A 12,760-nucleotide genomic window follows, 5' to 3' on the forward strand; every position below is an offset into this window, starting at 1 on the left:
AGGGCCCGTCGCGGCGAGATGGGACGAACACATGACCGGTGAGGCGTTTGGACAGAGGGCGGGGGCATCATGAGCACCCGCTGGGACGACGAGCTCACGGACCTCGTCACGAGCAGAGGGCGCGCCCTCGTGGGATACGGGTACGCGCTGACGGGTGACGTGCGGCGGGCAGAGGACCTGGTCCAGGACGCCCTGGTGCGCGTCTTCCGGCGGTTCCGCCGCCCCGAGGCCGCGGGCACGTCCGGTCGCACGGAGTTTCCCCTGAACGACGGCGGGAGCCACGCGGGCATCGAGGCCTACGTGCGCCGGACGATGCTCAACCTCTATGTCGACGAGAGCCGCCGGTTCGCGCTGTGGCGCAAGGCCGAGCCCAAGCTGGCGGTGCCGGACCAGATCAAGGCACCGGCGTCGGACATCACTGCCCGCGCGGACGTGACGGCAGCGTTGCGGGGCCTGACCCCGCGCCAGCGTGCGTGCGTGGTGCTCCGCTTCTACGACGACCTGACCGTGCCCCAGATCGCCACGACCCTCGGCATCTCGCAGGGCACCATCAAGCGATACCTGGCCGACGGGATCCACGCGCTGCGTGGGGTGCTGGTACCGGAAGGAGAGCTCACATGAGCGGGCACGACGATCTTGGGTTCGACGCCGACCTCGGCCACGGCCGCGACGTCCTGAAGCAGACCATCGGCGCGCTGGTCGACGGGGCCACCCCCGCCGGCGTGCCCAGTACACCGGAGGAGAACCTCGGCCTCCTGCGCCGCCGGGTGCGCACCTGGCGTATCGCCAAGGCAGGGGCGGTAGGGCTGACCGGCGCCGTCGTGGTGGGGGCGCTCGCCTTCAGCACCGCGCAGGCCTCGACCTGGACCCGGTCGGAGCCGCTGCCCGGCCGGCCCACCATCGAGAGCACCGAGAGGGGCCCCGTGCCGTCGGAGATCCCGACGTCGCGCATGTCGCCGAGCCCGTCGGCGTCCGCGAGCCCGTCGCCGTCGTCGTCGCCGTCCAGCACGCCCGAGGCGACGCCGTCGGGAGGCGCGGACGTCGACCCGGACCCGGAGCCGAGCGCGTCGTCGGTGAAGACGGATCCGGCCGACGTGATCACTGCGCCGTTCGACGACGGGTACCGGCCCTGGGGCGTCGACGATGACCCCACGTGGTGCGGTATGCCGGACACGGACCTTGTGTCGACGAGCCCGTCGGTGTCGATCGAGATCACCGGGGACCTGACCTATGCGCGCGGGGAGGGAGGATCCATCCCGGTTCGGCTCACTGGGGAGATGCCGGGCTACAACTGGCCTGAAGGCTCCGAAGGCATCGGGAACGGGGCGATCCTGATCTGGTCGCAGGGTGGGCGTGTGGTCGACCTGGGCGAGTACTGGCGAGAGGCCAACTACGAGATCCCGCCGGCGCTCAACGAGACAGGGGCGTGGACCGGCGTGGCGGAGGCGAACTCCTACAGCTCCTGTATCGAGGCGGACCGGGAGGAGGGTCTGCACGGCTACGACAACGTCCGCGCGGCCGGGACGTACCAGGTGCGGGCGGCGCAGGTGCACACGGTCGGCGACGGCAAGAGGGAGCTGCTCTTCAGCGAACCGGTCACCGTGACGATTCCCTGACCCCTCCCTAGATCCCATGAGTCAGACGCCCAGGTCGCCCGAGCGGCCTGGGCGTCTGACTCGTCAGGGGCGATCCGGCTGGTAGCTCGCCAATATCGCTTCGCTCCGGCGGCGGCCCCAGCGGTCGAGACGTTCCCTGCCCCGGCGGGTGCGGCCCAGCACGCGGTACCGCCACGTGTTGAGCGGCAGGACGTACGCGTGCGCCCACGGCGGACGCAGCGGCAGGCCGAGCTCGCGCATGCTGCGCACGCCGAGGAACGCCGTCAGCATCGACAGCAGCCGTTCCCGCTCGAACCCCGCCCGGAACGGCTGCCACCAGGACGGCCCGCGGTACGTCCGCTCGGCCTGCGCGGCCACCACCGCCCGGGCGAGGCGCGGCCCCGCCTCGGAGATCCCCGCCTGAGCGAGGAGCACGTGGTGGTTGAGGCGGTGCCGCTCCCGCTCGTCGTCGACCAGGAAGTCCGGGTGCACGCCCAGCAGGTGCCCCACCCACCGCCACAGGTGCATCAGTGCCCGGCTGTCCGACGGCGGGATGCGGACCCCGAGCGTCCGGCACCCGAGGATCAGGGTGCCGTCGAACAGCCCGAGCGTCGCCGCCTGGTCCGCCTGGTTGATCGGCAGGCCCCAGCGCGCGGTGTCCCAGCGGTCTCGCCGGTCCTGCCGGTCCGGCTCCGCGAATGACGCGTTCACCAGAGCGTGCATGACGCGGACGTGCACGGTGGCCCGCCAGGCGGGGGCGTACGGCCGCAGCGCTCCGGGTTCGGACAGGCCGATCGCCCACTCCTGCGTCTCCTCAAGCCGGCGCAGCGCCCCGCCGGTCAGTGCGCCGGTCGCCGCGAGCAGGTCGGTGGGGCCACCGAACCGGTACCCGCCGACGAGGGAGAGCTGGAGCAACACGTCGGACGAGTTCTGCCCGAGCCGCCGCTGTACGGCTGCGCCCTCCTCGATCAGGTCCCAGTCGACCCAGTCGGGCACGGTGGTGACCTCGTCGAGGAGCCGGCGCAGGGCTGTGGGAGTGCCGACCTCGGCACCTGCAGCGTCGTCCGCCAGCGCCTCCCGGAGCTGCCGGTGGGTCACGCGTCCGGGAGTACCCGCGGGGAGCCGCATCGCCGCGGCGAGCTCAGCCCCGGCGTCGTCCTGCTCGAAGAAGGCCCGGCCGATCCGGTCCAGGAGTGCCTCGTCGACGCCGCGCACACCCCCGAACCAGCGCAGCGGGCGCCCGATCCGGGCTCCACGCGCCTCGGCGGCGCGGAACCGTGCGGGGTACGGCGACCCGGCGGCCGAACCGGAAGAGGCCCCGGCGTTGTCCACCGGGTTATCCACAGGGCTGTCCACCGCATCGGCCATGCCCCCATCCTGACCCGTGCGCCGTCCTCCCGAACACAGGTCCTTGGTTGTGTGCGCGATCGTTGCGCCCGTACGCCCGGTCTGGGCGCAACGATCAGACCTGCAACCCGTACAACCTTTTGGCGGGGTGGTTCGTCGGTACGTTCAAGTTGGCTGGAAGGAGCCGGTTATGGGCTGGCACGAAGACCTGGAGACGCTCGCCGCGCAGCGCGGTAGTGCTCTGGTCGGCTACGCGTACACGCTCTGTGGCGACGTTCGGCAGGCCGAGGACCTGGTGCAGGAGTCGCTCGTCAAGTACTGCTCGCGCCTGATGCGGCCGGGCGGGCGACGTCGTCCGGCGGCCTTGGGCATGCGCACGGTCCCGCTGGACGGGACCGACGACGGGCACACCTCCGTGGAGTTCGCGGAGGCCTATGTGCGCCGCACCATCTTGAACCTGTACCTGGACGGATGGCGCCGCACGAAGCGCTGGGCCGAGATCGTGCCGAGGGTCGCGACGGACGACCGGGTGCGGTTCCCGGACTCGGGCATCACCGCCCGGGCGGACGTGGTGCACGCGCTCGCCCGGCTCGGGCCAAGGCATCGGGCCTGTGTGGTGCTGCGCTACCTGGAGGACATGACCATCGAACAGGTGGCGGACGCGCTCGGGATCGCACCAGGGACCGTCAAGCGCTACCTGCATGACGCACTGCACACCCTGCGTGACGTGCTCGAACCGGCCGGGGTGGCCGTGACGGAAGGAGAGCCCCGATGAACCAGCACGACAACGCCCGGGACCCGGACCACGGGTGGGTAGACCCTGCCGAGACCGGACTTCTGGCTGACACGCTCGGCGCCATGGCCGGTGGGGTGGACGCCGAGTCGCCCACCGGTCCCGCGGCGACGATGACGGCCATCAGCAGGCGGGTGCGCCGGCGCCGGACCGCGAAGCTGGGCGGGCTCGGCGGGGGCGCGCTCGCACTCGTCGCCGTGCTGGCCCTGGGGGCGACGCAGCTCGCGCCACCGGACCGGTCAGACACGCTGCCGGCCGCACCCTCGCCCAGCTTTCGGGTAAAGGCCGGCCACCAACCGTTGTGGCTCGAGAAGCGGTCCTATCTGAAGTGCGGCATGCCGGTGGCCGACCTGGAGTCCACGGCGCCGGGCTGGTCGGTGGCGCCGGCCGGCGACATCTACGCCCGGACGGCAGCGTATGAGGGCAGACCTTCGACGTCGTGGGGCATGGCGGCGACGGTCCAGGAGGGACCGGAGGGCGAGCTCAACTCCGGGCCCGCACTGGTGTGGAGCCAGGGCGGCAGCGTCGTGGACCTGGGGCCCGACGTGTTCGGTCCTGAGGGTGGACCCGGGGAGCTGCCACTGATCGGTTCCGACCCGGAGGGCATCCACGAGGCCCGTGGCTCTGCGGCGTCGACCTGCTTGCCGGTAGGGAACGGCTTCAACCCGGACTACGAGTCGCCCCTGCCTGAGGGGGACTACGAGGTGCGGGTGGTCGCCTTCCCGGAGATCGGGCGGAAGAAGTGGGCGACGGTGGTGAGCGAGCCGGTAGCGGTCCACATCGACGCCGACGGCGCGCACAGCGCCACCGGGACCCGGGGCGGCGAGTCGACCATCGAGCCTCCGAAGCCGGTGGGCGGAGAGCTCTCCCGGTTCGAGCTGGACCGCACCACTGACTGGGTCTCGGCGGCCATGACGCAACGGGGTCAAATGCCCGCGCCCGCGGTGTCGGTCACGGCGCAGTGCGAGAGCTCGAACCCGGCAGACACCGTGCCGTTCGAGGTGGTGCTGCAGTTCACCGGCCAGGTGTACAGGTCGGGTGAGGTCGCCTGCGACGGCACGGAGACCGTGCTGCCCTTCGGCGCACTCGGTATCAGCGTGGACCTGCTCGAGATCCGGGTGCCGTACGACCAGGGTGTGCCTGACGGCGTGGCTCGGTTCTGGGCGGTCCTCGAGCCATCGGCTGGTGGATTTGCCGAGAGTGGTGGAGACGGAGGCTGCTCGGCAAGCGGGCTCGGCGTCGCCAACAACCCGCCGAGCTCGCCGAACGAGGCCGCTGGGGCCACCGCCCAGGCCATCCTGGAGGCCGCTCTCGCCTGCGACTACGGCGAGCTGGTCAACCTGGCGGCCACAGCCGGGACGGAGCTGATGTACCCCGCGTACGTCCCGGAGGTGATCTTCGCGCTTCCCGAGACCGACGCGCTGCCGTATGGCACGCTGGCCGCGCTGCTGGGCGGCACCACGGGCGGCATCAGGGTCGAGCAGGAGGAGGACGGGCCGGAGCGCGAGACCGTCGTCTGGCCCCGGGTCGCGCTGGACGAGTTCGCCGACTCCGACGAGGCCTGGCAGGAGGTCGTGGACGCGGGGCTGCTCACGGCCCAGGACGCGGAGACCCAGCGGGCCAACGAGGTCTTCGGGTACCAGGGATCGATCGTGAGCATCGACGAGGACGGCACCTGGACGGCCTTGGGCGCGGTCGGGGCATTCCCACCCGAGTAGCTCACGCCCCCGCACATGTCAGACGCCTAGGTCACCCGGGTGACCTAGGCGTCTGACACGTCTGGGTCGTGCGGGCAGGGCGACATAATGGCCAGGTGACTGCCCAGACATCTCCCGCCCGGTCCGTCGACCCCGTCCAGCCCTCCGCCGTCCCGGACGCAGCCCGCGCCCACGCCGAGGACCTCGGCACCTTCGTGGCCGCGTCGCCGTCGTCCTACCACGCGGCACAGGAGGTGGCCCGGCGCGCGGAGGCGGCGGGCTTCACCCGCCTGGCGGAGGACGCCGCCTGGGGAGTGACCAACGGCGGACGCTATGTAGTGGTCCGTGACGGCTCGGTCATCGCCTTCACCGTGCCCGACGGCGCCGGCCCCACCACCCCGTTCACCATCGTGGGCGCCCACACCGACTCCACGGGCTTCAAGCTCAAGCCCAAGCCGACGACGCACGGCGCCGGCGGCTGGTGGCAGGTAGGCGTCGAGGTGTACGGCGGGCCCCTGCTCAACTCGTGGCTCGACCGCGAGCTCGAGCTGGCCGGGCGGATCGTCACCCACGACGGCACCGAGCACCTCGTACGCACCGGCCCGATGCTGCGCATCCCGCAGCTCGCCATCCACCTGGACCGCGGCGTCAACGACAACGGCCTCACGCTCGACAAGCAGCGCCACACACAGCCCGTCTGGGGTCTGGGGGACGCGGAGAGCGCGGACGTCCTCGCGGCGCTCGCTGCGGACGCCGGCGTCGACCCGGCGGACATCGGCGGCTACGACGTGGTGCTGGCCGACACCCAGCCGGCCCGTGCGTTCGGTGCGGGCGGGGTCCTGTTCGCGTCGGCGCGGCTCGACAACCTGCTCTCCACCCACGCGGGGCTGACGGCGCTGCTCGGCCGGGTCTCGAGCTCGACCGGCGATGCAGAACGCTCGATCCAGGTGTTCGCGGCGTTCGACCACGAGGAGATAGGCAGCGAGTCGCGCTCCGGCGCCGCGGGCCCGTTCCTCGAGGACGTGCTGGACCGTGTCTCGGCAGCCCTGGGCGCCACGGCGGAGGACCGGGCCCGGGCGTTCGCGGCGTCGCTGCACGTGTCGTCCGACGTCGGGCACGCGGTGCACCCGAACTACGCCGAACGGCACGACCCGGCCAACCGCCCGGTGGCGGGCGGCGGCCCGATCCTCAAGATCAACGCGAACCAGCGTTATGCCACCGACGCGCACGGCGCGGCGGCATGGAGCGTGGCCTGCGCGACGGCGGGGGTGCCCACCCAGGAGTTCGTCTCCAACAACGTGCTGCCGTGCGGATCGACCATCGGACCGATCTCCGCGACGCGTCTGGGCATCCGCACTGTGGACATCGGGGTAGCGATCTTGTCGATGCACTCCGCGCGCGAGCTCACCGCCGTCGTCGATCCGTGGTACCTGACCCGTGCGATGGAGGCTGTTCTCGCACGCTGAAACGTCGAATCCTCCCGGAACGGGCCGCTAGGGCGGTTAATCGGAGTGACCTGGGCTTATGCATGTTTCGTTGGTTCTGTCCCGGTCTACAATTGACGCAATTCGGGCGCTAGTTGGACGTTTGTCCAAAAAAGATCCCAACTGACCTGCGAAAACGTACGCTCTAAGTTGGCCGTTGGTGTGGAAGAAAATACCTAGTACCGTCCGGATGCAGTGACCTCAGGGGGGTGATACCACTGTGGTCATCCGAGCCGTAACCTCGGCAAAAGAGAAATGCCGGACCCCAGGAGCCCCCGTTGCCTCGTGCCACCGTTCGCACTTGCGCCCGATGTGGTTGTGTACTCAGCCGCTACAACTCCGAAGCTCGCTGCGCCGCGTGCAGGCGCACCGAGTCAGTGCCCGTGGTCTCACTGCCCAGCGTGCCGACGCGGGTCTGGCAGGACGAAGCCGTCCGGTCAGCGCTCGCGGACTGGGACTTCGGGCAGGTCAGCCGCATGGTGCGGCAGCTCGTCCCGCTTCGTCAGGAGGACGTGGCCGCCCTGACGGGGTTGAGCCAGTCCTACCTGTCGATGCTCGAGTGCGGTGACCGCCGCCTCACCGACGTCTCCCGCGTCGTCCAGTTCCTCACGGGCCTGGGCACGCCACCGGACCTGGTCCGGCTCCCCCTCCCGGGGATCAGCCCGCTGCCCGACGCCGCCGCTACCGCACGCACCGCAGCGTCCGGCCAGGCCGCGGTGGTGCCGGAGCCGGTGACGCCCACGGCCCCCGACCCGGTGCTGCCGTGGACGGCGGACCGCATGCTCACCGCACTCCGCCTGGCGCACGTCGCCGACAACACGGCGGACTGGCTGCCCACGGACGCCAACGGCCCCGTCTCGGCCACGGCGATGAGCGACGCGGCCGGGACCGACTCGCCGCGTCCGGCGTCCGGCATCGCGCTGAACTCGATGATCCAGAGCTGGGACGCCGAGCAGGCCGAGCCGCTGCGCCGTGCGACCGCGGGTACCCGCGTCTCGCTCGAGCTCTGCGGCCACCTGCAGGGCACGCTCGACGAGCTGCGCGTCATGGACAAGGGCTCGGGCAGCGGGGCGGTGGCCGACCTGGCGCGCGCCCACCTCGCCCTGGTGGTCCGCGTCCTGGAGCGCAGCACGTACGACGACGTGACGGGCCGCAAGCTCGCCGCCGTCGCCGCGGACACCGCCACGCAGGCGGGCTGGTTCGCGTTCGACGCCGGCCGCACGGACACGGCCCGCGCCTACATGCTGGCCGGTCTGCGCGCCGCGCACGCCGCTGCCGACGACCGGCTCGGCGCGGGTGCGCTGTCGTACCTCGCGATCCACGGCTACTCCAGCGGCGACCCGCGCGACGCGGTCCGCGCCGCGGAGGCCGGCCGACGTCGGATCGCCCGCCTCGACGCACCCCACCTGGCGGCCACGCTGCTCACGCGCCAGGCCCGCGGTCACGCCGCAGCCGGCGAGGGCGAGGCGGCGCGCCGTGCCCTCGGTGAGGCCTCGGAGCTGTGCGCCCGCGGGCGCGGCGAGGACGACCCGCACTGGCTGTACTGGATGAACGAGGGCGAGATCCACGGACAGTCCGGCTCGGCGCACCTGGCGCTCGGCAACACGGCGCGCGCCGTCGAGAGCTTCGGGCACGCGATCCAGGCCGAGCGTGCGGGGGAGCGCCGCACGCACGGGCTGTTCCTGAGCCGGGCGGCTCAGGCGCACGCCAGGGCGGGCGACCTCGACGCCGCGTGCGCCACGGGCGAGGAGGCGGTCAACATCGCTGAGACCGTGCAGTCCGTGCGGCTCCGGGAGCATCTTCGTGACCTGTCGGCGGACCTCCGACGCGGTGGCTCGACGAGGCGCACCGGGGTCGGGGCGCGGGTGCTGACCGAGCGGATCGCGGCCCTTTCGTCGTGACCGCGCCGGTCACCTCCCGCAGTGATGCCAGGGCTCTCGTGCTCTGGGACATCGACCGCACGCTGGTCTACGTCGGGGAGGTGGACCGTACCGCATACCGGGAGGCGTTCGCCGAGGTCGTAGGTCGACCCGCCGAACGCCTCCCTGCGAAGGGCACCGGCGTGACGATGCCGCTGGCGATCCGCGGGCTCCTGGAGGACAACGGGGTCAGCGCACATGAGGCCGCGGCCCTGCTGCCGCGGATGCTCGAGGTGGTGCCGCTGCGCTTCGCGGCGCACACCGAGGACGTGCGGAACACCGGCCATGTCCTGCCCGGGGCCATGCAGGCGCTGAAGGCGGTCGCGGCCGAGCCCGACCTGGTATCCACGGTCCTGACGGGCAACCTCGAGGCCAACGCCCTGATCAAGCTGCGGGTGTTCGGCATGGACCGGTACGTGGACGCCGCGGTGGGCGGCTTCTCGTCCGACGACGCGCACCGGCCGGCCCTCGTGGCGGTGGCGCAGGGCCGCGCGGGAGAGCGGTACGGCACCGTGTTCGACGTCGGCAACACGGTGATCGTCGGGGACTCGCTGGAGGACGTGCGCACGGGGCTCGAGGGTGGCGCGCGCGTGATCGCCGTGGCGTCCGGCACGACGTCGGCGGACCGGCTCGTCCAGGCAGGCGCCGACGTCGTGCTGCCGGACCTCACGGACGCCGCGCGGCTGCTCCAGGAGATCCGCGAGCTCACCACGGGTTCCGCGCTCCGTTAGACGGCTCTGTCGACATAGTGACTGGCGTCACATGTGGGTAGACTCTGGCTTCTTCCCGCCATCGACGTTGCCGGCGGGACGCATTAGGCCTTGCACGGGTCAACCCCGTGCAGGGCAACACACTTTCTGGGGTACATCCCCGGAGCTCGTCGAGGAGGACGAATGCTCGAAGACGGCATTGTTTTCGGCGCAGGCAGCTACACCACGGTCGCGGTGATCGCCCTCATCGCGGTCCTCGCACTCGGGTGTGCGTTCGTGCTGCGTCGCCAGGTGCTCGCCGCACCTGATGGAACCGCGAAGATGCAGGACATCGGCCAGGCCGTACAGGAGGGCGCATCCGCCTACCTGAAGAGGCAGTTCCGCACCCTCGTGCTGTTCGCGGTGGTCGTGTTCGGACTGCTCTTCCTGCTGCCCGGGGACAGTGGCATCCGGATCGGGCGCTCCGTCGCGTTCGTGTTCGGCGCCGGTTTCTCCGCCGCGATCGGCTATCTGGGCATGTGGCTGGCGGTGCGGGCGAACGTCCGCGTCGCCGCGGCCGCCACCCGTCCGGGCGGCCGGGCCGAGGGCGCCCGCATCGCCTTCCGTACCGGTGGCGTCGTCGGCATGTCCGTGGTGGGCCTCGGCCTGCTCGGCGCCGCGCTCGTCGTGCTCGTCTACGACGTGGACGCCCCGGCCGTGCTCGAGGGTTTCGGCTTCGGCGCCGCGCTGCTTGCCATGTTCATGCGCGTGGGCGGCGGCATCTTCACCAAGGCGGCCGACGTCGGCGCCGACCTGGTCGGCAAGGTCGAGCAGGGCATCCCCGAGGACGATCCCCGCAACGCCGCCACCATCGCGGACAACGTGGGCGACAACGTCGGCGACTGCGCCGGCATGGCGGCTGACCTCTTCGAGTCCTACGCCGTGACGCTCGTGGCCGCCCTCATCCTGGGCAAGGCCGCGATGGGCGAGCAGGGCCTCGTGTTCCCCCTGATCGTCACGGCGATCGGCGCGTTCGTCGCGCTGCTCGGCGTCTTCATCACCCGGGTCCGCGGGTCCGAGAGCGGGCTCGCCGCGATCAACCGCGGGTTCTACATCTCCGCGGTCGTCGGCGCCGTGCTGGCCGGCATCGCCGCCTTCGCCTACCTGCCGTCGTCGTTCGCCCAGGTGCCCGGCACCGCGGACCTCTCCGGCGTGACTGCCGACCCGCGGATCGTGTCCGCGCTCGCCGTGCTCATCGGGGTCGTGCTCGCCGGCGTCATCCTCTGGGTGACCGGCTACTTCACCGGTACCGACAAGAAGCCGACGCTGCACGTGGCAGCGACCTCCAGGACGGGCGCGGCGACCGTCGTCCTCTCCGGTATCGGCGTGGGCTTCGAGTCCGCCGTCTACACCGCGGGCATCATCGCCGCCGCGATCTGCGGCGTGTTCCTGCTGGCCGGCGGCTCGGTGCCGCTCGCGCTGTTCCTGGTCGCCCTGGCGGGTTGCGGCCTGCTCACCACCGTCGGCGTCATCGTCGCGATGGACACGTTCGGCCCGGTCAGCGACAACGCGCAGGGCATCGCCGAGATGTCCGGCGACGTCGACGAGGAGGGCGCGCAGATCCTCACCGACCTGGACGCCGTCGGCAACACCACCAAGGCGATCACCAAGGGCATCGCGATCGCCACGGCGGTGCTCGCCGCCACCGCGCTGTTCGGGTCCTACGCCGACGCCGTGTCCCACGCGCTCGCGCAGGTCGGGAACGTCGGCACCGGGCTGGTGACCTCGATGCTCAGCTACGACATCATCTCGCCGGTCACCCTCGTGGGCGTGATCCTCGGCGGGGCCACCGTGTTCCTGTTCTCGGGGCTCGCCGTCGACGCCGTCACGCGCGCCGCCGGCGCCATCGTGTTCGAGGTGCGCCGCCAGTTCCGCGACCACCCGGGCATCATGACGTACGAGGAGCGCCCCGACTACGCCAGGGTCGTCGACATCTGCACCCGGGACTCGCTGCGCGAGCTCATCACGCCGGGTCTGCTGGCGGCGTTCGCGCCCATCGCCGTCGGCTTCGGCCTCGGTGTCGGCCCGCTGGCCGGGTTCCTTGCCGGTGCGATCGGCACGGGCGTCCTCATGGCGATCTTCCTGGCCAACTCGGGCGGCGCCTGGGACAACGCGAAGAAGATCGTCGAGGACGGCAAGTACGGCGGCAAGGGCTCCGACGCCCACGCCGCGACGGTCATCGGCGACACCGTCGGCGACCCGTTCAAGGACACCGCCGGCCCGGCGATCAACCCGCTGATCAAGGTGATGAACCTGGTCGCCCTGCTGATCGCCCCGGCGGTCGTGGCGATGAGCGTCCCCGCGGACGCCAACCACGTGCTCCGGATCGGCATCGCCCTCGTGGCGGCGGCCGTGGCGTTCGGTGCGGTCATCTGGTCCCGCATGCGGGCCAGCCGGGTGGACGCCGCACAGCAGGCGGAGCAGGACCGCGCGGAAGCGGAAGCGGTCGTCTGACGCCGAGGTAGAGCGAGGTTCGCGAAGTAGAGCGCCTGTCCGCGTCTCCCCGGGTGAAGCCGGGAGACGCGGACAGGCGCTCTACTTCGCGAACCTCGCTACTGGCCCACCCGGCCGTCGATGCACTCGCGCAGCAGGTCGGCGTGGCCCACGTGGCGGGCGTACTCCTCGACCATGTGGACCAGCACGTCGCGCACCGGGAGCACGTCGTCGCCGCGCGGCACCGTGCGGCCCAGGTCGTCCTCGGGCAGCGCGGCCAGCCAGGCGTCGGCTGCCTGCACCTCACGCCGCCAGGCGGCCCACGCCTCCTCGACCATCGCGGGGTCCGCAACGACGTCGTCGAAGTCCGCGTCCGGGTTCTCCGGCGACTTGCCGAACAGCTTCGGCAGGTCCGGCTGGTCCTGCAGGACCCGCTGGAACCAGCTCTGCTCGACGTGCGCCAGGTGTCGCACGAGCCCGAGGAGCGAGAGGGTCGACGGCGGTACGGAGCGCCGCGCGAGCTGTTCAGCGGAGAGCCCCTCGCACTTCATCTCCAGCGTGATCCGGTAGTGCTTGAGATAGTTCCAGAGGGTGTCCTTCTCCCCGACCGGGTTCGCCAGCGCTTCGCGCGGGTCGTCGTCCGGGTCCGTCCACATGTCGGGGTAGACGGTCGCGGAGGTCCATCGCTCGGTGCTCATCGCCACAGTGCACCGCCGGGCGGCCGCCAGGTCAACGGCATTCTG

At 71.6% G+C, this 12,760-nt stretch carries 10 protein-coding genes; 8 read left to right on the forward strand and 2 right to left on the reverse strand.

Annotated features, from left to right (window positions below):
* Positions 1–69 precede the first annotated feature (69 nt).
* Both ACQEVI_RS13465 and ACQEVI_RS13470 read left to right on the forward strand, forming a co-directional pair.
* Positions 70–621 (forward strand): sigma-70 family RNA polymerase sigma factor, encoded by a 552-nt coding sequence (locus ACQEVI_RS13465; protein ID WP_377224406.1) that lies wholly within the window; start codon positions 70–72, stop codon positions 619–621.
* The gene (locus ACQEVI_RS13470; RefSeq protein ID WP_432899471.1) at positions 618–1,616 is read left to right on the forward strand and encodes a hypothetical protein; all 999 of its coding nucleotides are present in this window, start codon (positions 618–620) and stop codon (positions 1,614–1,616) included. Before ACQEVI_RS13465 ends, ACQEVI_RS13470 begins: the two co-directional genes overlap by 4 nt.
* 63 nt (positions 1,617–1,679) lie before the next feature.
* Here ACQEVI_RS13470 and ACQEVI_RS13475 read toward each other — a convergent pair whose 3' ends face one another.
* Positions 1,680–2,963 (reverse strand): oxygenase MpaB family protein, encoded by a 1,284-nt coding sequence (locus ACQEVI_RS13475; RefSeq protein ID WP_432899474.1) that lies wholly within the window; start codon positions 2,961–2,963, stop codon positions 1,680–1,682.
* 169 nt (positions 2,964–3,132) lie between these two features.
* On the opposite strand from ACQEVI_RS13475, the gene ACQEVI_RS13480 reads away from it, so the two are divergent.
* The 6 genes from ACQEVI_RS13480 to ACQEVI_RS13505 all read left to right on the forward strand — a co-directional run bounded on the left by ACQEVI_RS13480 (position 3,133) and on the right by ACQEVI_RS13505 (position 12,038).
* The gene (locus tag ACQEVI_RS13480) at positions 3,133–3,717 is read left to right on the forward strand and encodes a sigma-70 family RNA polymerase sigma factor (protein WP_432899477.1); all 585 of its coding nucleotides are present in this window, start codon (positions 3,133–3,135) and stop codon (positions 3,715–3,717) included.
* Positions 3,714–5,453, forward strand: coding sequence for a hypothetical protein (locus tag ACQEVI_RS13485; protein ID WP_432899480.1), 1,740 nt, complete (start codon positions 3,714–3,716; stop codon positions 5,451–5,453). Before ACQEVI_RS13480 ends, ACQEVI_RS13485 begins: the two co-directional genes overlap by 4 nt.
* 95 nt (positions 5,454–5,548) lie before the next feature.
* Positions 5,549–6,898: a M18 family aminopeptidase gene (locus ACQEVI_RS13490; RefSeq protein ID WP_432899482.1), complete on the forward strand. Its 1,350-nt coding sequence runs from the start codon at positions 5,549–5,551 to the stop codon at positions 6,896–6,898.
* A gap of 401 nt (positions 6,899–7,299) precedes the next feature.
* A complete protein-coding gene (locus ACQEVI_RS13495; RefSeq protein ID WP_432899485.1) occupies positions 7,300–8,817 on the forward strand; it encodes a helix-turn-helix domain-containing protein in 1,518 nt (505 codons plus the stop codon).
* The gene (locus tag ACQEVI_RS13500; RefSeq protein ID WP_432899488.1) at positions 8,814–9,566 is read left to right on the forward strand and encodes an HAD family hydrolase; all 753 of its coding nucleotides are present in this window, start codon (positions 8,814–8,816) and stop codon (positions 9,564–9,566) included. Before ACQEVI_RS13495 ends, ACQEVI_RS13500 begins: the two co-directional genes overlap by 4 nt.
* Positions 9,567–9,728: 162 nt before the next feature.
* Positions 9,729–12,038: a sodium-translocating pyrophosphatase gene (locus ACQEVI_RS13505; RefSeq protein ID WP_432899491.1), complete on the forward strand. Its 2,310-nt coding sequence runs from the start codon at positions 9,729–9,731 to the stop codon at positions 12,036–12,038.
* A gap of 98 nt (positions 12,039–12,136) precedes the next feature.
* Here ACQEVI_RS13505 and ACQEVI_RS13510 read toward each other — a convergent pair whose 3' ends face one another.
* Positions 12,137–12,715: a DinB family protein gene (locus ACQEVI_RS13510; protein WP_432899494.1), complete on the reverse strand. Its 579-nt coding sequence runs from the start codon at positions 12,713–12,715 to the stop codon at positions 12,137–12,139.
* Positions 12,716–12,760 lie beyond the last annotated feature (45 nt).

Origin of the sequence: Promicromonospora sp. CA-289599 (genome assembly GCF_050936155.1) — a bacterium.
Taxonomy (GTDB): Bacteria; Actinomycetota; Actinomycetes; order Actinomycetales; family Cellulomonadaceae; genus Promicromonospora.

Excerpts from the sequence above, each read along its gene's own strand:
- ACQEVI_RS13465 (WP_377224406.1), top strand. The coding sequence starts at position 70 with ATGAGCACCCGCTGGGACGACGAGCTCACGGACCTCGTCACGAGCAGA.
- ACQEVI_RS13470 (WP_432899471.1), top strand. The coding sequence starts at position 618 with ATGAGCGGGCACGACGATCTTGGGTTCGACGCCGACCTCGGCCACGGC.
- ACQEVI_RS13475 (WP_432899474.1), bottom strand. The coding sequence starts at position 2,963 with ATGGCCGATGCGGTGGACAGCCCTGTGGATAACCCGGTGGACAACGCC.
- ACQEVI_RS13480 (WP_432899477.1), top strand. The coding sequence starts at position 3,133 with ATGGGCTGGCACGAAGACCTGGAGACGCTCGCCGCGCAGCGCGGTAGT.
- ACQEVI_RS13485 (WP_432899480.1), top strand. The coding sequence starts at position 3,714 with ATGAACCAGCACGACAACGCCCGGGACCCGGACCACGGGTGGGTAGAC.
- ACQEVI_RS13505 (WP_432899491.1), top strand. The coding sequence starts at position 9,729 with ATGCTCGAAGACGGCATTGTTTTCGGCGCAGGCAGCTACACCACGGTC.
- ACQEVI_RS13510 (WP_432899494.1), bottom strand. The coding sequence starts at position 12,715 with ATGAGCACCGAGCGATGGACCTCCGCGACCGTCTACCCCGACATGTGG.